The organism is Hydrogenophaga sp. (assembly GCF_014773545.1).
Taxonomy (GTDB): domain Bacteria; phylum Pseudomonadota; class Gammaproteobacteria; order Burkholderiales; family Burkholderiaceae_C; genus Hydrogenophaga.
The window spans coordinates 70,215-90,168 of the sequence record NZ_SDDV01000003.1 but is presented as its reverse complement, the minus strand read 5'-3'; the positions used below and the strand labels follow the sequence as shown (position 1 = coordinate 90,168).

Sequence of the window (19,954 nt, the reverse complement as noted above, 5' to 3'; positions counted from 1 at the left end):
AAAGAGCCAGCCCCATAGGTGGGGTGACCCGCTTTTTGTTGCTGCCAAGACCTGCTCAGAAAAGATGGTCCTGATCGGCAAACAAACTCATGACCGATTCGCCCGAGGCAATGCGCGCAATGGTTTCGGCCATCAGCGGCGCCACGCTGAGTTGACGAATCTTGGTGCAGGCCTGGGCGGTCTGCGACAGCGCAATGGTGTTGGTCACGACCACCTCGTCGAGTGCGCTGCCCTGGGCAATGCGCTCGATCGCCGGGCCAGAAAAAATGGCGTGCGTGCAGTAAGCGTAGACGTTTTTGGCGCCGCGCTCTTTGAGCACTTCTGCTGCCTTGAGCAAGGTGCCGGCGGTGTCAATCATGTCGTCCATGATGACGCAATTGCGTCCGTCGATGTCACCGATCACGTGCATCACCTCGGAGACGTTGGCTCTGGGGCGACGCTTGTCGATGATGGCCATGTCGCAGTCGAGCTGCTTGGCCAGTGCGCGCGCGCGCACCACGCCACCGACGTCGGGCGAGACCACCAGCAGGTCCGGATAGTTCTTGGTGCGCAGGTCGCCCAGCAACACCGGCGAGGCGTAGATGTTGTCGACCGGAATGTCAAAAAAGCCCTGAATCTGGTCGGCGTGCAGGTCCATGGTCAGCACGCGGTTGACGCCCACCGCCTGTAACATATTGGCCACCACCTTGGCGGCAATCGGGACACGGGTCGAGCGCGGGCGGCGGTCTTGGCGCGCGTAGCCGAAGTAGGGAATGACGGCCGAAATATTCACCGCCGAGGCGCGCTTGAGCGCGTCGACCATGATGATGAGCTCCATCAGGTTCTCGTTCGTCGGCGCGCAGGTCGACTGGATCACGAACACCTGGCGCGCGCGCACGTTCTGGGTGATCTCGACCGAGACCTCACCGTCAGAGAATCGTCCAACGTTGGCAGAGCCGAGTTGCGTGCCCAGATGGCGGGCGATTTCGGCTGCCAGCAAGGGGTTGGCGTTGCCGGTAAAAAGCATGAAATCGGGGGCGTGAGCTTGCATGTGTTTCCGATCTGCAGCAACGGCGCGACTCAGGGCCGCCACACGGGCGCGCGCGAACAAGCAGGGGCCGGGGATGATTCAGAAAGAGTGGCAGGGGAGGAAGGATTCGAACCCTCGCATGCTGGAATCAAAATCCAGTGCCTTTACCAACTTGGCGACTCCCCTACGCAGGGCGCTGGCCAGACGAAAGCGTCTGGCTGGCAACCCGTGATAACCGCATAGCGCACATCGTTTTGCTAAACCGCGTGCAGCGGGTATTTTACCCGCAACACCAGTCGCGCAAAGGATGCGCATCCATATTGCTGCATTCGTGAACCGTCCAATTCGCCGGTGCATCCGTTGGCAGCGGCGCCGATTGAGCCAGCGCAAACACCGCCGTTCCCGAGCCGGTCATCCGCCCTTGCAGGCCGTGGCTTTGCAGCCAGTTCAGGCACTGAGCCATATCGGGGCACAAATGTTGTACCACCGCTTGCAAGTCGTTCTGTCCAAAGTTCAGAATGCTCTGAATTTGGCTGGGCGACTCGGGTTGTTCGTCGATTGCAGCAAAGCCTTGGATTCTAGCAGGCTTTGTGTCGCGCTTTAGGTCGGGCGCGCTGAAAATGTCTTTGGTGGACGCGCCCGTCGGCGGCTTGACGACCAGAAAGCGCGCGCAGGCCAGTTGGAGCGGGGTCAGTCGTTCGCCCACGCCTTCCACCCAGGCATTGTTCCCGCCAATGAAAAAGGGCAGATCGGCGCCGAGTTGCAAGCCCAGCGCAGCGAGTTGCTGGCGCGTCCAGCCCAAGCCCCAGAGCCGGTTGAGCGCCAGCAGGCAGGTGGCCGCGTCCGACGATCCGCCGCCCAGGCCGGCCTGGGCCGGCAGGTGTTTTTCCAGCCCGATGTGTACCCCCAGCGAGCAGCCGCTGGCTTGGCGCAGGGCGTGGGCGGCGCGCACCGTCAGGTCTTGGGCGGGCAGTTCGCCCGGGCTGAGGTCTTCGCGGCTGATGCCGCCGTCGCGGCGCAGCTCCAGGTGCAGCCGGTCGCACCAGTCGAGCAGCATGAACACCGATTGCAGTTGGTGGTAGCCGTCGCTGCGCCGTCCGACCACGTGCAAAAACAAGTTGAGCTTGGCTGGGGCGGGCAGGTCGTACAGGCCTTTGAGCGGCGCTGAGTGGGCAGGCAGACTCATGGTTGAAAAACGATGCGCAGTTCAGCCGTCGGCAGCGGGCTGCTGCGTCGGGCGACCAGGCGGCCTTCGGCGTGCCGCGTCAGATCGACTTGCCAGTCCAGGCTTTGCTGGGCGCGTCCTTGCAGCCACTCGAACAGGGCCGCCAGCGGCAAGCCGCTGGCACCGAGCCCGGTAGCCAGATCTTCCAGGTTGGGGTAGAGCGTGAGCCGATCACCCTGGCGCAACTCGACGCCGTGCTCGCTCCAGCGCACGCTGGCCAAGGTCTGCCCCAGCGCAGAGCTGAGCAAGAGTTCGCCGTTTTGCGCCGAGCCGCTCAAATCAAAGGCGGCGCTGAACGACTGCGGCGGATCGCTGTGGACCTGCAGCGCCAGCCGCCCGCTCCAGTACGGGGCCGCTGGCAAGCTGCTGTGCGGCTCGCTGGTGCGCTGCGGCGTGGCACAACCGACCAGCAGCAGCAGTGGCAGGCACAGCAGCGCCAGCCAGCACAGCCGTTTCATGGCTGCACCTGCAAGCGCTGGAGGGTTTCTTGCAGGGTTTCGTTGTCGCTTGCGCGCGTCCAGGCGGCGCGCCAGACCTGCAGCGCTTCGTCACGCCGGCTCAGGCTCCAGAGCACCTCACCCAGGTGCGCGGCGATTTCGGCGCTGGGGTCTTTGCGGTGTGCGGTTTGCAGATAGCTCAGTGCGCGCTGCAGGTTGCCAAGCCGGAATTCGACCCAGCCCATGCTGTCCAGAATATAGGGGTTGGTGGGCGCGAGTTGCAGCGCACGCTCAATTAGCGCCTTGGCTTCTGGCAGCCTGGTGTTGCGGTCGGCCAGCGAATAGCCCAGCGCGTTGTGCGCGTGGTAATGCTGTGGCTGGGCGGCGATGAGCTGGCGCAGCAGGCGCTCCATGGTCTCGTAGGCGCCTGTTTTTTCGGCCATCATGGCTTGGTTGTAGAGCAAGTCGGTATCGGCCGGGAAGCGCTGCACGGCCTCGGCGTAGACTTCAAAGGCGGACTGCCAAGCCTGGAAGTCGCGCAGCAATTGGGCCTCGGCCAGCAGCAAGAGACGCGCATCCTCCGGGCTGCGCTGGGGCTGTCCGCGCAGCAGGGCGCGCGCTGCTGTCATGTCGCCCTGCCGAGCCAGCAGCGATGCGCGGCGCAGCTGCACCGCCAGCAAGGTGTCGGCGCCCTCGATTCTGTCCAGCCAGGCCCGCGCCGCCTCCAGCTCGTTTTGTCCTTCGGCCACCTGGGCCTGCAGCAAATAGGCGTGCATGCGGCTTTCCAGCACACGCTGGTCGTTCGACCGGTCGGCCAGCGACAGAAAAGTTTGCAGCGCTTGGCCGGCCTGCGCCCAGGCCTGGGTCTGAACCTGCAGCGAGGCCAGCAACAACCAGGCCGACGCCAGCTCAGGCTGGCGCGCAGTCAGTTGTTCCAATTCATGCTTGGCTTCGGCGGTGCGCTGCAATTGCAGCAGCGTTTGCGCGTAGGCCAGTTGCACCGCGTGCGCGTGCGGCTGGGCAGGCGTTGGCGTCTGGACCAGCAGGTGCTGGCGAACCAGGGTCTCAGCCTGAACCTGCCCGCGTTGCAACAGTTCCAGTGCCAGCAGCGCAGGTAGCGGGGATGTGGGTTCGGCCGCGTGGCCCCGGCGCGCTGCCGCCAGCGCTTGCGGCAAGTGGTTTTGTGCCAGTTCCATGCGGCCCAGCGTGGTCCAGGCGGCGGCCGCGTGCATGGGCTGACGCAGCGCGCCTGCCAGCGCCGAACGCACCGCCGCCAGCGCTCGCGCGGGCTCGTTGACGCGGGCAAAGGTCTGCGGTATGGCGCTGATGACTTCGTTGCGCTGGGCTGGAGGAGTGCGCGCGAGAATGGCGCGCAGCACCGGAGCGGTTTCGTCCACGCGGTTGAGCGCCAGCAGCAGTTGCAGCACAAAGCGGTCGGCTTCGGCATCTTGTGGCAGGTCTTGCGACCAGGCGCGCGCGGCCGCCAGGGCGGCATCGCCCGATTGCGCTTGCAGCGCGATGTCGACCGCGCGCCGATAGAGCTGCGCGCTGCGTTGCCGGCGTGCCGCGTCCAGGAGCAGCGAATAGCCGGTGCCTGCGTCGCTGGTGCGCACACTGATTTCAGCCAGCAGCAGTTGGTAAAACAGCGCGGCGTCGAGCGCCGACTGTGGCGCTGCGCTGGCGCTGATCGACGGCGGCGTGGTGGCCGTGGTTTGCGCCCCTGCGGCCAGACTCAAGACCAGCAGGCCGCTGGCCAGCGCCCGGCGGCGCGTGCTGGCCAGCGCCGCGCACGGCCGCAAAAGATGGCGCCAGCGAGGCAGGGCCGCAGCAGCGGCATGGGGTAAAACGTCACGAAACAAGCGCATGGCAGCTACTATAGCCCGGCTGCCGACAAGTGCGGGCAGGCTTCTTTGGTGTCGGTCGCGGGGTTTGGGTTCCCATGCGGGCCGAAGGTTTTCCATCTGGTGCGCTTGCTCTGCCGCAGCCGGGCCCGGGCAGGTGGTGTTTGTTCGTGCACGACGGGCAAAGCCCCTCAATCTCGACCTGCTCATTTCAATCGCTCCGAGTTTGATCCCCGCGTTCGTCCTGAGATCCGTTCGTCCTGAGATCCGTTCGTCCTGAGCCTGTCGAAGGGGTCGAAGGGGTCGAAGGGGTCGAAGGGGTGGCCGCTGAATACGCCAGACAAAGGCCCTCAGGCAGGCGCTTGGTCCAGCACGCCGCAGGCCTGAAGCGGCAGACGCGGATCAAACTTGGCGCGCTTGAGGCTGAAAAAAGTCTTCACGTTGCGCACATTGGCCTGGCTGGTGAACAGTTCCTGCGCCAGCTCCAGGTGGGCTTGCATGTGCGCGCAGTGCAGCACCAGCATGAAGTCGGGCCCAGGGCTGACGCGGTAGCACTGCTGCACCGCCGGGTGCTGCAGCACGTGTGTCTCAAACGCCTGCAATTCTTCGGCGCCCTGGCGCTCGAGCGTGATTTCCACCAGCGCCGTCAGGCCGTGACCGATCAGTGGAGCCAGCCGGTCGGCGTCGAGCAGTGCCACCTGGCGCTCGATCAGGCCCAGCCGACGCAGCCGCTTGACGCGGCGCAGGCTGGTCGCTGGCGACAGATGCGCTTGTTCGGCCAGCGCCTGGTTGCTGCGCGAGGCGTCTGTTTGCAGCAAATCCAGCAGCCGCAGGTCGATCTTGTCTATGAAATAGTCTTTCACTGCAAGTCAATTATTGAAAGTTTTCTGATTTTATGATTTTATTCAAAATTTTCAGTCAAAAACATAAAAAATTAAATTGATTATTTCATTCTTGATGAACTAGCATTCAGGGCATTCAAGGAGTGGCTTATGTGCGGAATCGTGGCGGGGGTGAGTGGGCGCGACATCGTGCCGGTGCTGGTACAGGGCTTGCAGCGGCTGGAGTACCGCGGCTATGACTCGTGTGGCGTGGCGGTGCATACCGGCGCGGCTTTGCAGCGCGCGCGCAGCACGGCGCGCGTGGCTGAGCTGGCGCAGCAGGTGCAGCGGGAGGCGATTGCCAGCGGTACCGCCATTGCCCATACCCGTTGGGCCACGCACGGCGCACCGCTGGAGCACAACGCGCACCCGCATTTCAGCAGCGGCCCCAACGCAGCCGCAAACACGCCGGGCCGCTTGGCGCTGGTTCACAACGGCATCATCGAAAACCACGACGAGTTGCGCGCCGCCCTGCAGGCCAAGGGCTATGTGTTCGAGAGCCAGACCGATACCGAGGTGATTGCGCATCTGATTGATTCGCTCTACGACGGCGACTTGTTCGCCGCCCTGCAAGCGGCGCTGGCGCATTTGCGCGGCGCCTATGCGCTGGCGGTGTTTCACCGCGACGAGCCGCACCGCGTGCTTGGTGCGCGCGCGGGTTCGCCGCTGGTGCTGGGTGTGGGGGCGTCCCAGGGTGGCCTGGGGCCAGAGCATTTCCTGGCCAGCGATGCCATGGCGCTGGTCGGCGTGACGGATCAAATCGTCTATCTGGAGGAGGGTGACTTGGTGGACTTGCAGTTGGGGCGCTATTGGATCTGCGACGCCAGCGGGCGCGCGCTGCAAGCCAGTCAGCGCCCGCTCCAGACCGTGCAGGCGCACAGTGGTGCGGCCGATCTAGGCCCTTACCGGCATTACATGCAAAAGGAGATTTTCGAGCAGCCGCGCGCCCTGAGCGACACGCTTGCCGGGGTCGCCAGCGTGACGGCCGAGCTGTTTGGCGACGGCGCCCACCGGGTGTTCAAAGAGATCGACAAGGTACTCATATTGGCCTGTGGAACCAGCTATTACAGCGGCTGCACGGCCAAGTATTGGCTGGAGGAGATTGCCAAAATTCCGACCCAGGTCGAGGTGGCGAGCGAATACCGCTACCGTGCCAGCGTGCCCGATCCGCGCACCCTGGTGGTGACCATTTCGCAAAGCGGCGAGACCGCCGACACCCTGGCCGCCTTGCGCCACGCGCAAAGCCTGGGCATGAAGCACACGCTGACCATTTGCAACGTGGCGACATCGGCCATGGTGCGCGAATGCGCGCTGGCCTACCTCACCCACGCTGGGGTGGAGATAGGCGTGGCGTCTACCAAGGCGTTCACCACCCAGTTGGCCGGCTTGTTCTTGCTCACCCTGGTGCTGGCGCAATTGCGCGGGCGCCTGAGTCCGGCGCAAGAGGTGGAGCACCTGAAGGCGCTGCGGCACCTGCCGCAGGCCTTGCGCGCGGTGCTGGCGCTGGAGCCGCAGATCATTAGCTGGTCGCAGGATTTCGCCCGCATGGACAATGCGCTGTTCCTCGGGCGTGGCCTGCATTACCCGATCGCCCTGGAGGGGGCTTTGAAGCTGAAGGAGATCAGCTACATCCACGCCGAAGCCTATCCGGCCGGCGAGCTCAAGCACGGCCCGCTGGCCCTGGTCACGGGTGCCATGCCGGTGGTGACGGTGGCGCCGAACGACGCGCTGCTCGAAAAACTCAAGAGCAATATGCAGGAGGTGCGCGCGCGCGGTGGCGTGCTCTACGTACTGGCCGACGCCGGAACCCGGATTCAAAGCGGTGAAGGCATACACGTCATTCGCATGCCGGAACACTACGGGCCGCTGAGCCCGCTGCTGCACGTGGTGCCGCTGCAATTGCTGGCCTACCACACCGCCCTGGCCAAGGGCACCGACGTCGACAAGCCGCGCAACCTGGCCAAGAGCGTGACGGTCGAGTGAGCCCAAGATGCCTCCCCCGTGCCAGGCCGGGCGATGGCCAGCGCCATGGCCGCTCGATTGATTGCAGCCATCTGATGGGTGCGTAGCGCTCTCACCCAGCAGGTGACGGCCTTCGTGGTCAAATGAGTGTGTGTTCCTGGGCGTTTCCAGCGGAAACTGCGCGGTCAACTGCGGTTTCTAGGTTGAATCCGGATGGTCTGACAGAACGCGCGCCGATGGCGAGGCGGCGTGCTGGCGCAACTGGCGCCGCAGCACAGCGCTCAGTTGCGCCCGGGGTTTCTACAGATGAGGGCATCGACGGAAATCTTTCCCGGGCCGTGCGCCATCAGGTAGAGCAGCACGGCGGCCCAGACCCCGTGTGTGGGGTAGGCGTCGGGGTACACGAACACCTGGATGACGGCAGTCATGCCCAGCAGCGCCAGCGCCGAGAAACGGGTGGACAGGCCGCTCCAGACAGCCTGGGAATGATCGAACGCCGCAGCATGGCTCGCACCCACAGACCGTGCTACTGGAAGGAAAGCCCCGGCGAGCTTGAGAAACTGGCGTCGGGTGGGGGTCATGCGCGCTCCCAGTTGTGGTACCTGGCAATCCACTGCAACAGTTTCTTCGGTGCATGGGCCCGTTTCCATTCGCCGGCCACGTATTTGTTGGCCTCGGCCAGCGTGGGATAGGTGTGAATCGTGCCCAGAATCTTGTTCAGACCCAGGCCGTGCTTCATCGCCAGCACGTACTCGGCCAACAGGTCGCCCGCGTGCTCGCCCACGATGGTGACGCCTAGGATTTTGTCCTTGCCAGGAACCGTGAGAACCTTGACGAAGCCGTGGGCCGATCCGTCGGCAATTGCCCGGTCCAGATCGTCGATGCCGTAGCGGGTGACTTCAAAGGGGACGCCCTGATCCGTGGCTTCGGTCTCCGACAGCCCGACCCGGGCCACCTCGGGATCGGTGAACGTCGCCCATGGGATCACGCGGTAGTCGGCCTTGAATTTTTTGAAGCGCCCAAACAAGGCGTTCACTGCGGCGTACCAGGCCTGATGGGCCGCCGTGTGGGTGAACTGGAAGGGGCCAGCGACGTCACCGACGGCGTAGATGTTCGGATACAGCGTCTGCAGATAGGCGTTGGTTTCGACGGTCTTTCGCGATGTCAGGGGAATGCCCAGTTCCTCCAGGCCGAACCCGGTAACCCGGGGCGCGCGGCCCACCGCACACAGCAGCTCGTCAAACGCAATCACCACCTCTTGGTCGCCGTGCCGGGCGATGAGCCGCTTTTCACCGGCCACCATCTCCACGCGAACCGCCTGGTGTTGCGTCAACAGGCGCACACCATCGGCTTGCAGCGATTGCGCAACGATCTCGGATACCTCCGGGTCCTCGCGCACCATGACGCGCGGGGCCATTTCCACCTGCGTGACTTCGGAGCCCAGCCGGGCAAAGCTTTGCGCGAGTTCGCAACCAATCGGTCCGCCACCCAGCACGAGCAGGCGCTTGGGCAGAGCAGTGAGCTTCCATACGGTGTCGCTGGTGAGAAAACCAGCGTCCTGGAGTCCGGGTATCGGCGGCACAAAAGGGCTGGCACCGGTTGCAATCACGATGTTGCGGGTCGTGAGCGTGCGCTGTCGCCCATCTGCCTGCGTGATCTCGACACTCCACGGCGAGGTGATGCGCGCATGCCCTTGCACCACGTCGACGCCCAGTCGGGTGTAGCGCTCCACCGAGTCGTGCGGCTCGATGTCACGAATGACGCCATGAATGCGTTGCATCACGGATGCGAAGTCGAGACTGGCAGCGGCGCCCTTGAAGCCGAACGCTTCGGCCTTTTGAAACTGTTTGGCCATCTTGGCCGACCGGATCAGGGCCTTGCTGGGCACGCAGCCGTAGTTCAGGCAATCGCCACCCATCTTGTGGCCTTCGATCAAGCTGACTTTGGCCTTCACGGCAGCCGCGATGTACGACGACACGAGACCACCTGCACCCGCGCCGATCACGACAAGGTTGCGGTCAAAAGATGCGGGTTTGGGCCAGCGCGCGTATACCTTGCGGCGCTGCGACCAGCCGACAAGCGCCTTGGAAATCAACGGAAAGATGCCGAGCAAGGCGAAACTGCCCAGCATCGCGGGAGAGAACACATCCCCGGCTGACTCAAGGGCAGCAACGCGGGTGCCGGCGTTCACGAACACGGCCGTTCCTGCCAACATGCCGATCTGGCTGACGATGTAGAAACGCGTGGCTGTGATGCTGGTCAAGCCCATCAAGAGATTGACCAGCCAGAAGGGGAAAACGGGCACCAGCCGCAGGGTCAGCAGGTAAGCGGTGCCGTCGCGCTGCAAACCTTCGTTGATGGGTGCCAGGGCGCGGGCGTATTTCGCCTGCAACCAGCCACGCAGCAGGTAGCGCGACGCGAGAAAGGCCAGCAGCGCGCCCACGCTGGAGGCAAACGACACGATCAGCAGGCCAACCCAGAACCCGAAGATTGCGCCGCCCGCCAGTGTGAGGATCAAGGCGCCAGGGATGGACAGCGCGGTGGCCACCACATAGAGGCCGAAGAATGCCAGGATCGCCAAGGCGGGATTCGCCTGGTAGGCGGAAATCAAGCTGTCACGGCTGAGCTTGAGGCGCTCCAGTGTCAAAAGCTCACCGAGCCCGAAGTGCTGGTACAGCGCCACGCCGAGCACGGCGGCGAGAGCAAGACCGGCCCAGAGCCACGCCCGTTGCGGGAATCGCGACCCTGACGCCGGGGCCGGCTGAGGCACGCTGGTGCTGTTTGCGGGAGAGGCTTGCATCGGGGACGCCTTGAAAAATTGAAAGGGCATGGAGCGCCCCTTCTTTACGAATCCCAAGCGCCTTTGGTTACAGGCAGTGCAGAATTCCCGGGTCGACCCTGTGCCTGGGCGGCATTTGATCTCACCTTCACCGACCCTTGTAACCAAAGCAGCCGCTTCAACGAAATGCCCTCAGAGACAGGTCCCAATGACTTCGAGGCGAGCCTGAAACCGCTGTGGCTGCGTGCGCAGCAGGGTGACGAAGTGGCTTACCGCGAGGCGTTGGAGAAGATTGCGTTGCGCATCCGGGGGTTTCTGCGGCGGCGCATGCAATCGACGCCAGATGAAATCGAGGACCTGGTGCAAGAGACTTTGCTGGCGCTGCACCTGCAACGCGCAACGTTTGATCCGACTTTGCCGGTCAGTGCCTGGGTCACGGCGATCGCCCGCCACAAGCTGGTCGATCTGTGGAGGCGCCGTGGACGCAGAGAGAGCCTCCACGACGCGCTGGACGATGTGGACGAGGCCTTGCTGGCCGCCGAGCCGACCGAAGATGGTGCGCGGCGCGATCTGGAGCGGCTGCTCCAGGAACTGCCCGATGTGCAGCGACAGGCCATCGTGCTGACAAAGATCGAAGGTTTGTCGGTCTCCGAAGCCTCGCTGCGCACCGGCATCTCGGAGTCGGCCATCAAGGTTCAGGTGCACAGGGGGTTGAAGCGGCTGGCGCAATGGGTGAAAGACACAGGATCATGAAAACGCAATCGCTTATCGACATGTTGGCCAAGGGCGCCGGGCCTGCTCCGCAGGCGCCGGTGTTGCGTCGCCTGGCTCCGGCGATGGCTGTCGGCCTGTTCGCCAGCGCCCTGTTCGCGCTGTTGAGCATGGAACCCATTCCTGCGGCCATGTACACGACGCCGGCACCGTGGATGAAGCTGATCTACGGCGCCAGTCTGGCGCTGGCGGCAGGCTGGCTGACCGCCCGACTCGCTCGGCCAGTGGCGCGCACGCAATGGCCCCTGCGGGCCATTCTAGCCGTCTTCGCAAGCATGTTGGCCTGGGGTGCGCTGACCCTGCTGAGCAGTGCGCCGGATCAACGCATGGCGGCATTGCTCGGTGAAATGTGGCTCGTCTGCCCCAGAAACGTGCTGCTGCTGTCGCTGCCGGCGCTGGCCGGTGCGCTCTGGGCCTTGCGCGGGCTGGCGCCCACCCAACTGCGGGCGGCCGGCTTCAACGCCGGATTGATGGCTGGCGCATTGGGCGCCATGGGTTATTCTCTGGTGTGCTCCGAAGTCTCGGCCACGTTCGTGGCGGTCTGGTACTCACTGGGCATCTTGCTCACCGGTCTGCTGGGCGCCGTTCTCGGGCCACGCTTGCTGCGCTGGTGAGGCAGCGCCAAGGCTGCCGACGGCATTTCTCTGCCGAGCTGTAACCGGTACGCGGCGGCGCACGACAGGCGAGTCTCAACCCTCAAAACATCCGAACGCCCCATGCACGCCACCCTGCCGCTGCTCATCGCCACCGACTTTCCCGCCATGCGTCGCCAACACCTGAGCACCCTGCAGGTCAATCTGGGCTACCGCTGCAACCAGTCTTGCCTGCACTGCCACGTCAATGCCGGCCCCAAGCGCACGGAGATGATGGACAGCGACACGGCGGACTTGGTCATCGAGGTGCTGCAAGCGCGGCGCATTGCCACGCTGGACCTCACCGGCGGTGCACCGGAGCTCAGCGTGCATTTCAGGCGCCTCGTGGCGGCGGCTCGATCGCTCGGCGTCGAGGTGATCGACCGCTGCAATCTGACCATCCTCAGCGAGCCAGGTCAGGACGACCTCGCCGCTTTCCTGGCTGCGCAGGGCGTGCAGGTGGTGGCTTCCCTGCCGTGTTATTCCCCGGCCAACGTGGACCGCCAGCGAGGCGATGGCGTGTTCGACCTCAGCATCGCCGGGCTGCGGCAACTCAACGCCCTGGGCTACGGGGTCGAGGGCAGCGGCCTCACGCTGAACCTCGTCTACAACCCGCAAGGACCGTCGCTGCCGCCGCCGCAGGGTGCGCTGGAAGCCGACTACAAGCGCGAACTGCTGCAGCATTTCGGCATCCGCTTCAACCACCTGTTTGCGCTGACCAACATGCCGGTGCAGCGATTCGGCAGCACGCTGGTGTCCAAGGGAACGTTTGGCGCCTACATGCAGATGTTGCGCGGGGCTTACCAGGCCGACAACCTCGACACCGTGATGTGCCGCTCCATGATCAGCGTGGATTGGCAGGGGGATCTGTACGACTGCGATTTCAACCAGATGCTGGGTCTGCCAGCGCGTCTGGGCAAGACCTTCCGCCCGCACCTGCGGGATCTGTTGCAGGTCGACCCCGAGGGCGAGTCCATACGGATCGCCGACCACTGCTACGGCTGCACAGCGGGACAGGGCAGCAGTTGTGGCGGTGCGCTGGAGTCGGGTGGGGTGTTGCAAGGCACGCCGTGAGCAGGAGCTGCATCGTGGTGCTGGCGAAGGCGCCGCTGGCAGGGTACGCCAAGACGCGGTTGATTCCAGCCCTGGGGCCCCACGGTGCTGCCAGGCTCGCCGACCAGTTGCTGAGCCATGCCGTGAGCCAGGCGGCCGGTGCCGGCGCGGATGCGGTGGTCCTGTGCGCAGCGCCCGACCGCCATCACCTTGCTTTCCAGCGCCTGCAGCAGCAACAGAACGTGCAACTGAGCGAACAGGGCAGCGGCGATCTGGGTGCGCGCATGCACCGGGCATTCCAGCAAGCCTTCGTGCTGCACGGCCGTGTGCTGTTGATGGGTACAGATGCGCCTGCGCTGAGCAGCAGCGTGCTGCGCGCGGCGTTGCAACGTCTTGAAGCCCCCCCGTCCCATCCGGCTTCGAGCACGGAGCGCGGCTGCGAGGCCATCGATGCGGTGTTTGTCCCTGCGCTCGATGGCGGCTACGCGCTGGTGGGACTGCGGCGCGAATGTCCCGCTCTGTTTCATGACATGCCGTGGAGCACGCCCCAGGTGATGGCCCTCACACGACAGCGCGCCCGGGAGGCCGGGCTTCGATTCACCGAGCTGCCTGCGGTGGCCGACATCGACGAGCCGCAAGATCTTGTGCATCTGCCTGCCGGCTGGACCGGGTGCGAGGCCAGCTCGTGAGGCGCCTGCTGCTGATCGGAGCGGGCCATGCCCACGCACAGGTCTTGCTGGATTGGGCGCATCGCCCGGTTCCTGGCGCCGAGCTTTGCGTGGTTTCGCCCCACGCGCTGGCGCCCTATTCGGGCATGGTCCCAGGCTGGCTGGGGGGCAGCTACGGCTTTGAAGAGATCTGTATCGATTTCGACCAGTTGGCACGCCGCGCTGGCGCCACGTTTCTGACGGACGAGCTGCACGCCCTGGACCCGGGCAGCAACAGCGCGCGATTGGCCAGCGGGGTTGTCGTCGACTTCGATGTGGCGTCGCTCAACGTGGGCTCCACGCTGCGTCCCCCCTCTGTCGACGGCCCACAGGTGCTTGCGCTGCGCCCGCTGGGAGAGCTCAAAACCCGATGGGACCGTGTGCTACAGGATGTCTGCAGCGGCGAGATGGCCGCCGGCAATGCCATTCGCGTGACTGCCGTGGGCGGTGGGGCCGCAGGCTTCGAGTCGCTGCTGGCTGTGCTTGCACGGCTGCGCGCACTTCAGCCCCAGCGGCCGGTGCAGGCCGAGCTGGTGACCCGAGGGGGGCAGTTGCTGCCAGGTCTGGCGCGGGGCGCGGTTCGATCGGCTGAACAGGCGCTGACCAAAGCGGGCGTTCGACTGCGCGTCGCAACCCCCTGGACGCCTGCGATGGCCGAACACACGGACCTCTTGCTGTGGGGCACGGGCGCGCAAGCACATGCGTGGCAGACCGATGCGGCTCGCCGCGGGGGTCTTGCTGTCAGCGAGCAGGGCTTCGTGCGCGTCAACCCTGAGCTGCGCAGTGTCTCCCACCCCAACGTGTACGCCGCGGGGGACTGTGCGCACTGGACCTTCCCGCTGCCCAAGGCGGGCGTGTACGCGGTTCGCATGGGACCGGTGTTGAGCCGAAACCTGCGCGCGGCTTTGGGTGACGCAGCGCCCGCTTCGTTCAAGCCTCAGCACAATTTCCTGGCCTTGCTGGCCACGGCCGACGGACGCGCCATCGGCTCACGCGGCCGACTGCATGCCGAGGGCCGCTGGCTCTGGCGCCTGAAGGATCGCATCGACCGTGGCTTTCTGGCCCGGTTCCAGTCCCCCGCCGCGCACTGCGGCCTTGTCCAACCCGTTTCATCTGGAAACACCCCATGACCGTGCGGTGTCTGTCTGGGCAGCCTGTGGGTCGCGGGCGAGCTGGCGGCGCTGGGGCACGCCACCTGGGTCACGTTCCAGATCGCCACCCCGGGTTCGCTGCTGGGCGCCTTGCTGGGCCAGTAAAGGGCTGCTCGATGTGCTGCGCGCGAACCTTGCTGCGGCTTCAAGACGCCGTGCGCCCACAGGAGAACTGAACCATGCTCGCCATCATCGGAGGCACCGGCCTCTACGAACTCGACGGTCTGGACATCCACGAACGCCTGGGCGGCGACACGCCGTTTGGAACGCCTTCGGGTGAGGTGTTGCGCGGCACGCTGCACGGTCAATCGGTGCTGTTCTTGGCGCGCCACGGAGCTGGCCACCGCCTGTTGCCGCACGAGGTGAACTACCGCGCCAACGTGTATGCGCTCAAGCGCGCCGGCGCCACCCTGATGCTGGGGTTTTCGGCCGTGGGCAGCCTGGCGATGGAGGTCGCCCCCGGTGATCTTGCGATGCCCGAGCAATACATCGACTGGACCCGGGGTGCGCGCGAGCGGACCTTCTTCGGTGGCGGTGTCGCCGCACACGTTTCCACCGCCAAGCCGGTGAGCAGCGCGCTGGTCGATGCGGTCATGGCCGCCGCTGATCGGGCCGGCCTGTCGGTGCACCGGGGACTGACCTACGCCTGCGTGGACGGTCCCCGTCTGGGCACGCAGGCCGAGAGCCACTTGCTGCGCCAGATGGGCTGCCACCTGGTGGGAATGACCAACGCGCCCGAGGTGTTCCTGGCGCGCGAAGCCCAGATGGCGTACGCCACCGTGGGCCTGGTGACCGACTACGACTGCTGGCTCGACGACCCCGCACAACACGTCAGCGTGTCGGCCGTGTTCGAGCTCTACGGGCAGAGCCTGGCCAAGGCGCGTCGGCTGCTGGACGCGCTGTTGTCCGGCGAGGCTGTGGTCCCCGAGGCTTCGACCCGCACAGCCCTGACGGGTGCATTGCTCACGCCTGACGAGGCGATGACCGAGGCCCAGCAGGCGTGGGTGTCCCAACTGCGTTCATGAGGAAACGACTTGCCAAGGTCTCCTGTGAGTGGTGTTGAGTCTCCCTGGCTGAGCGTGATCGTTCCGACCCTGAACGAAGCAGCCGGCATCTCCGCGTTTTTGCAGCAGCCTTCGTTGAAGGGAAACGACGGTATCGAAGTCGTCGTTGTCGATGGCGCAAGCACTGACGGGACCGGGGACCTGGCCGCACTCCATGCCCACCGCGTGCTCCTGGCCCCTCGCGGACGGGCCAGACAGATGAACATGGGCGCGCATGCTGCACAAGGGAGTTGGCTCCTCTTCCTGCACGCCGATACCGTGCTTCCTCCGCGTGCCCTTGCACAGATCCAGGCTGCGGCCCGTGCGGGACGTGCATGGGGCAGATTCGACGTCGCCATCGATGGCGTGAGTCCTGTGCTGCGCCTGGTCTCCGCCATGATGAACCTTCGATCGCGGTGGAGCGGCATCGCCACCGGGGACCAAGCGATTTTTGTGCGGCGCGACGTATTCGACCTCGTGGGTGGATACCCTGATCAGCCGCTGATGGAAGATGTCGAGCTGAGCGCACGGCTGATGTCGCTGCGCCAGCAGATTGGAAAACCAGCCTGCCTACGGGAGCGCGTGATCACCTCGGGCCGGCGCTGGGAGAAGAGAGGTGTGTGGCGCACCATTTTTCTCATGTGGTTCTTGCGCTGGCGCTACTGGCGCGGAGAACCGGCATCCTCGCTGGCTGACCGCTATCGCTGAATTGATCGGTGCCGGTTACTGGACTGGGATCACGCGGATGCATCGGTCCCGGTAGTCAAGGAAGCGTCGTCGATCAAGGCCGCAATCGGCTGGCATCGCACCTTTTCAATAGTACGACTCCGCCGCCGTGTGCAGTCCGACCGAATTGTTGCGCTGCAGCAATACCGCTGCCGCCAAAGTGTTTCGACCACTGGCTCTGGGGAGACACGGCTGCCTGCGTTTTCCAGCCAAAAACCTGAGCAGGCTGCTGAGAAAATGCCAGAGATCTCGCAAAATCTCGATCCTGCGGGCTCCATACTTTCGCTCCCGGCGCTTGGTGCACCAGGCGCTGGGCCTGCGCGCGGGCAGCCAGCACAGCGCCTGCGAGAGCGAATACCACATCGAGCGCGCACTCGGCACGGCCTGCGCGGTCAGCGCGGCGCCCTTGCTGCTGCGCGCCGATTCGGGCTTTTGCTCGCAGCACCTGATCGCGCGCACGCTGGAGCAAGCGGCCCGGCTGGGTCGCCAAGTCGATCTTCTGATCAAGTGGAACTCGACACCTATCCTTGGCTGAAGACGCCCAGGGTGCACGCTCGCAGCCAAGTCAAGCAGCAGGGTCACGACTGGGAAGCAAAGTAAATGCCATTCCAATCAAGGGCGCTCTTGAGCCCGCGGGCTAAAGCAGGCGTGCCAGCAAGGCCCCATCGCTTGGCCCGGGCAGCGGCAGCCAAACCCGCAGCGGGCTGCCCGCCGCCACCGCAATCGGTTGACCGTCGGGGTTGTGCATGGTCTGGACTTGCAGCACGCGGTTGCCGCTGGGGTGGATGACTTCGATCCAGTCGCCAACGGCAAAGCGGTTCTTGGTCAGTACCTCGGCCCAGCCGTCTTCGCGCACGCGCAAGACTTCACCGACAAACTGGCTGCGCTGGCTCTGCGAACTGCCGCTGAGGTAATTCTGATAGTCCTGGCTGGGGCGGCGCTCGAGCAAGCCGCCGGTATAGCCGCGGTTGGACAAGCCTTCGAGTTCGCGCAGCAACTCGGGGTTGAAGGGCCGGCCGGCCAGCGCGTCATCGATCGCGCGGCGGTACACCTGCGCGGTGCGTGCCACGTAGTAGTGGCTTTTGGTGCGGCCCTCGATCTTGAGCGAGTCGACGCCGATCTGCACCAGCCGCGCTACGTGCTCGACGGCGCGCAAGTCCTTGCTGTTCATGATGTAGGTGCCGTGCTCGTCTTCCATGATGGGCATCAGCTCGCCCGGACGTTGCTTTTCCTCCAGCAGCCAGACCCGGTCGGCCAGCGGGTGGCGCTGGCCGCCGCCGCAGGTCGATCTGGACTGGTCGGCGGTCTGTTGGTCTTCTTGTGCAAAGTCGAAGTCGCCGCCCAGGCGCTGCGGCACAGCGGCGTCGCCGCTGTCGGTGTCGGTGTCGGCGGCACTGGTTTTGTAGTCCCAGCGGCAGGCGTTGGTACACGTGCCCTGGTTTGGGTCGCGCCGGTTGAAGTAGCCCGACAGCAGGCAACGGCCCGAGTAGGCAATGCACAGCGCACCGTGCACAAAGACTTCAAGCTCGACGTCGGGGCAGTCTTGCCGAATGGCAGCCACTTCATCCAGGCTGAGTTCGCGCGAGAGGATGATGCGACTGACGCCTTGCCTGTGCCAGAACTTGACCGCCGCGCTGTTGGTGGTGTTGGCCTGCACCGAGAGGTGGATCGGTACTTCGGGCCAGCGGCCGGCTTGCATCTCGGCGCGCACCAGCATGATCAGGCCGGCGTCGGCCATGATGATGGCGTCGGGCTGCAGGGCCACCAGCGGCGCGAGGTCGCGCAAGTAGCTGCGCAGCTTGTCGTTGTGCGCGATCAGGTTGCTGGTGAGAAAGAATTTTTTGCCGCGCGCCCGTGCCTCGGCAATGCCTTGCGCGATTTGCTCGGCACGAAATTCGTTGTTGCGCGCGCGCAGGCTGTAGCGCGGCTGGCCGGCGTAGACGGCGTCGGCGCCAAAATCAAAGGCGGCGCGCATGCGCTGCAGCGTACCGGCGGGCAACAGGAGTTCGGGGGCTTTTGGTGGGGTCACGGCCCGATTGTCGCGCAATACGTTCCTGTGCCGAAGGCGGCACTGCAAACGGGACTCCAGGGCGATCCACTACAATCGCGCCTCATGTTTGCCGCTCGACTGTTCGCTCTGAACCCGGCACCCGCCGCCTTGGCCGGTGTCGTCTTGCGTGCAATCAGCATTGAAACCACGACCATCAAGGACTGATTCAGTCTAGGCACGTCGTGCGCCCTCCCGGCCAGACGAGCCGGGCAAGTCGGTCGGGTCTGGGCCTGTTTTATCTGCTTGAAGGGGTCTGTAATGAGTAAGTTGGTTGGTTTGGTTGGCTGGCGTGGCATGGTCGGCTCGGTGTTGATGGGCCGCATGGTCGCGGAAAATGACTTCGACCTGATCGAGCCGGTGTTTTTCTCCACCTCCAACGCTGGCGCTCAGGCCCCCGCGTGGGCGAAGAACGAAACCACGCTGCAAGACGCGTACGGTATCGAGGCCTTGCAGCGCTGCGACATCATCGTCACGGCTCAAGGCGGCGACTACACCAGCGCGGTTTTTCCCAAGCTGCGCGCCGTCGGCTGGCGCGGCCATTGGATCGACGCCGCCTCCACCTTGCGCATGAATTCAGACGCCGTGATCGTGCTCGACCCGGTCAATCTGCCGGTGATCAAAAACGCACTCAGTCGCGGCGGCAACAACTGGATCGGCGGCAACTGCACCGTCAGTTGCATGCTGATGGGCGTGGGGGCGCTGTACAAGGCCGGTCTGGTGGAATGGATGAGCACGCAGACCTATCAGGCCGCCAGCGGCGGTGGCGCCCAGCACATGCGCGAGCTGCTGACCCAGTATGGAACGCTGTATGCCGAAGTCAAAGAGCTGCTGGACGATCCCGGCAGCGCCATTCTTGAGATCGACCGCAAAGTGATCGCCAAGCAGCGTGCGCTGACCGAGGCTGAAACCGCCCACTTCGGCGTGCCGCTGGGCGGCTCCCTGATTCCCTGGATCGACAAGGACCTCGGCCTGGGCAAGAGCCGCGACGAGCCCGGCTGGGGTCAGTCCAAGGAGGAATGGAAGGGCATGGCCGAAACCAACAAAATCCTTGGCTTGGGCGAGGGTTTTGGATCGAGTCCGATTGCGGTCGACGGCTTTTGCGTGCGCATCGGTGCCATGCGCTGCCACAGCCAGGCGCTGACCTTCAAGCTCAAGAAAGACGTTCCATTGGCCGACATAGAGGCCATGATCGCCGCCGACAACGCCTGGGTCAAAGTGGTGCCGAATACGCGCCAAGCCAGCATCAAAGATTTGACGCCGGTGGCAGTGACCGGCAGCATGACGATTCCGGTCGGACGCATGCGCAAGTTGGCGATGGGCCCCGAGTACCTGGGTGCGTTTACTATCGGGGATCAGTTACTCTGGGGTGCAGCCGAGCCGCTGCGCCGCATGTTGCGCCTGCTGCTGCAGGCTTGAGTGCGTGTGCCGATGGGAATCGGCGTCGGGTCTGTGCGCCCGACGTAGTGGGTTTGCAACGCCATGCGGCCGCACGCGGTGGCATCTGGCCTGCTTCGATACTCAAGTGAATGCTGAGCTTGTCTCAGCAACACCTTGATGTTAAGGTCGAAAATCGGTTTTTTGTCGAGGTCCTCGTGCCATTTTCCTCTCCTCACCACGGCTCTCATTCATTGACCCCGGCTGTTCCAGGGTCGGCTTCACAGCGCTTTGCTCGCCTGCAAACGGCAGC

At 64.8% G+C, this 19,954-nt stretch carries 17 protein-coding genes, 1 tRNA gene and 1 pseudogene; 10 read left to right on the top strand and 9 right to left on the bottom strand.

Annotation, left to right across the window (positions count from 1 at the left end; all coding sequences use genetic code 11):
* Positions 1-55: 55 nt before the first annotated feature.
* From EST26_RS03270 to EST26_RS03245, 6 genes are all read right to left on the bottom strand, one after another.
* Positions 56-1,030 (bottom strand): ribose-phosphate pyrophosphokinase, encoded by a 975-nt coding sequence (locus tag EST26_RS03270; RefSeq protein WP_291065419.1) that lies wholly within the window; start codon positions 1,028-1,030, stop codon positions 56-58.
* A gap of 88 nt (positions 1,031-1,118) precedes the next feature.
* Positions 1,119-1,195: transfer RNA gene (locus EST26_RS03265), tRNA-Gln, on the bottom strand.
* A 94-nt stretch (positions 1,196-1,289) separates the two neighbouring features.
* Positions 1,290-2,195, bottom strand: a complete 906-nt coding sequence (ispE, locus tag EST26_RS03260; RefSeq protein ID WP_291065417.1) for a 4-(cytidine 5'-diphospho)-2-C-methyl-D-erythritol kinase — start codon at positions 2,193-2,195, stop codon at positions 1,290-1,292.
* Positions 2,192-2,692, bottom strand: coding sequence for a lipoprotein insertase outer membrane protein LolB (locus EST26_RS03255; protein ID WP_291065415.1), 501 nt, complete (start codon positions 2,690-2,692; stop codon positions 2,192-2,194). The genes ispE and EST26_RS03255 overlap by 4 nt, the downstream gene beginning before the upstream one ends.
* Positions 2,689-4,536: a tetratricopeptide repeat protein gene (locus tag EST26_RS03250; protein WP_291065413.1), complete on the bottom strand. Its 1,848-nt coding sequence runs from the start codon at positions 4,534-4,536 to the stop codon at positions 2,689-2,691. The genes EST26_RS03255 and EST26_RS03250 overlap by 4 nt, the downstream gene beginning before the upstream one ends.
* A gap of 326 nt (positions 4,537-4,862) precedes the next feature.
* On the bottom strand, positions 4,863-5,375 hold the full coding sequence (locus tag EST26_RS03245; RefSeq protein ID WP_291065411.1) for an Lrp/AsnC family transcriptional regulator: 513 nt from the start codon (positions 5,373-5,375) through the stop codon (positions 4,863-4,865).
* Positions 5,376-5,504: 129 nt separating this feature from the next.
* Between EST26_RS03245 and glmS the strand changes: the two genes are divergently transcribed.
* Positions 5,505-7,376 (top strand): glutamine--fructose-6-phosphate transaminase (isomerizing), encoded by a 1,872-nt coding sequence (glmS, locus tag EST26_RS03240; protein WP_291065408.1) that lies wholly within the window; start codon positions 5,505-5,507, stop codon positions 7,374-7,376.
* 260 nt (positions 7,377-7,636) lie between these two features.
* On the opposite strand, the pseudogene EST26_RS03235 reads toward glmS, so the two are convergent.
* Together EST26_RS03235 and EST26_RS03230 are read right to left on the bottom strand one after the other, a co-directional pair.
* A pseudogene (locus EST26_RS03235) lies at positions 7,637-7,822 on the bottom strand (DoxX family protein); the annotation flags it as partial.
* A gap of 110 nt (positions 7,823-7,932) precedes the next feature.
* Positions 7,933-10,155 (bottom strand): bifunctional TVP38/TMEM64 family protein/FAD-dependent oxidoreductase, encoded by a 2,223-nt coding sequence (locus tag EST26_RS03230; RefSeq protein WP_291065406.1) that lies wholly within the window; start codon positions 10,153-10,155, stop codon positions 7,933-7,935.
* Here EST26_RS03230 and EST26_RS03225 point away from each other — a divergent pair.
* From EST26_RS03225 to EST26_RS03190, 8 genes are all read left to right on the top strand, one after another.
* Positions 10,150-10,887, top strand: a complete 738-nt coding sequence (locus tag EST26_RS03225; RefSeq protein WP_366474226.1) for a sigma-70 family RNA polymerase sigma factor — start codon at positions 10,150-10,152, stop codon at positions 10,885-10,887. The genes EST26_RS03230 and EST26_RS03225 overlap by 6 nt on opposite strands.
* Positions 10,884-11,519: a DUF1109 domain-containing protein gene (locus EST26_RS03220; protein WP_291065404.1), complete on the top strand. Its 636-nt coding sequence runs from the start codon at positions 10,884-10,886 to the stop codon at positions 11,517-11,519. The genes EST26_RS03225 and EST26_RS03220 overlap by 4 nt, the downstream gene beginning before the upstream one ends.
* 102 nt (positions 11,520-11,621) lie before the next feature.
* Positions 11,622-12,611, top strand: a complete 990-nt coding sequence (gene arsS, locus EST26_RS03215) for an arsenosugar biosynthesis radical SAM (seleno)protein ArsS (RefSeq protein WP_291065402.1) — start codon at positions 11,622-11,624, stop codon at positions 12,609-12,611.
* On the top strand, positions 12,608-13,279 hold the full coding sequence (locus EST26_RS03210; RefSeq protein ID WP_291065401.1) for a TIGR04282 family arsenosugar biosynthesis glycosyltransferase: 672 nt from the start codon (positions 12,608-12,610) through the stop codon (positions 13,277-13,279). Before arsS ends, EST26_RS03210 begins: the two co-directional genes overlap by 4 nt.
* Complete coding sequence (locus EST26_RS03205) at positions 13,276-14,427, top strand: FAD-dependent oxidoreductase (protein WP_291065399.1); 1,152 nt, start codon at positions 13,276-13,278, stop codon at positions 14,425-14,427. The genes EST26_RS03210 and EST26_RS03205 overlap by 4 nt, the downstream gene beginning before the upstream one ends.
* A 200-nt stretch (positions 14,428-14,627) precedes the next feature.
* Positions 14,628-15,473 (top strand): S-methyl-5'-thioinosine phosphorylase, encoded by an 846-nt coding sequence (locus EST26_RS03200; protein WP_291065398.1) that lies wholly within the window; start codon positions 14,628-14,630, stop codon positions 15,471-15,473.
* A 54-nt stretch (positions 15,474-15,527) separates the two neighbouring features.
* Positions 15,528-16,199, top strand: coding sequence for a TIGR04283 family arsenosugar biosynthesis glycosyltransferase (locus EST26_RS03195; protein WP_291065396.1), 672 nt, complete (start codon positions 15,528-15,530; stop codon positions 16,197-16,199).
* Positions 16,200-16,515: 316 nt separating this feature from the next.
* The gene (locus EST26_RS03190; protein ID WP_291065394.1) at positions 16,516-16,752 is read left to right on the top strand and encodes a hypothetical protein; all 237 of its coding nucleotides are present in this window, start codon (positions 16,516-16,518) and stop codon (positions 16,750-16,752) included.
* A gap of 102 nt (positions 16,753-16,854) precedes the next feature.
* On the opposite strand, the gene yegQ is transcribed toward EST26_RS03190, so the two are convergent.
* Positions 16,855-18,264 carry a tRNA 5-hydroxyuridine modification protein YegQ gene (gene yegQ / locus EST26_RS03185; protein ID WP_291065392.1) on the bottom strand — a complete coding sequence of 470 codons (1,410 nt, stop codon included), beginning with the start codon at positions 18,262-18,264 and terminating at the stop codon, positions 16,855-16,857.
* Positions 18,265-18,525: 261 nt separating this feature from the next.
* Here yegQ and asd point away from each other — a divergent pair, with 261 nt between their 5' ends.
* Positions 18,526-19,683 (top strand): aspartate-semialdehyde dehydrogenase, encoded by a 1,158-nt coding sequence (gene asd / locus EST26_RS03180; protein WP_291065391.1) that lies wholly within the window; start codon positions 18,526-18,528, stop codon positions 19,681-19,683.
* The last annotated feature ends 271 nt before the right edge of the window (positions 19,684-19,954 follow it).

Bases quoted from the DNA above. Each gene is read 5' to 3' on its own strand.
- EST26_RS03270 (WP_291065419.1), bottom strand. From the start codon at position 1,030: ATGCAAGCTCACGCCCCCGATTTCATGCTTTTTACCGGCAACGCCAAC.
- ispE (WP_291065417.1), bottom strand. From the start codon at position 2,195: ATGAGTCTGCCTGCCCACTCAGCGCCGCTCAAAGGCCTGTACGACCTG.
- EST26_RS03255 (WP_291065415.1), bottom strand. From the start codon at position 2,692: ATGAAACGGCTGTGCTGGCTGGCGCTGCTGTGCCTGCCACTGCTGCTG.
- EST26_RS03250 (WP_291065413.1), bottom strand. From the start codon at position 4,536: ATGCGCTTGTTTCGTGACGTTTTACCCCATGCCGCTGCTGCGGCCCTG.
- glmS (WP_291065408.1), top strand. From the start codon at position 5,505: ATGTGCGGAATCGTGGCGGGGGTGAGTGGGCGCGACATCGTGCCGGTG.
- EST26_RS03230 (WP_291065406.1), bottom strand. From the start codon at position 10,155: ATGCAAGCCTCTCCCGCAAACAGCACCAGCGTGCCTCAGCCGGCCCCG.
- EST26_RS03220 (WP_291065404.1), top strand. From the start codon at position 10,884: ATGAAAACGCAATCGCTTATCGACATGTTGGCCAAGGGCGCCGGGCCT.
- arsS (WP_291065402.1), top strand. From the start codon at position 11,622: ATGCACGCCACCCTGCCGCTGCTCATCGCCACCGACTTTCCCGCCATG.
- EST26_RS03200 (WP_291065398.1), top strand. From the start codon at position 14,628: ATGCTCGCCATCATCGGAGGCACCGGCCTCTACGAACTCGACGGTCTG.
- asd (WP_291065391.1), top strand. From the start codon at position 18,526: ATGAGTAAGTTGGTTGGTTTGGTTGGCTGGCGTGGCATGGTCGGCTCG.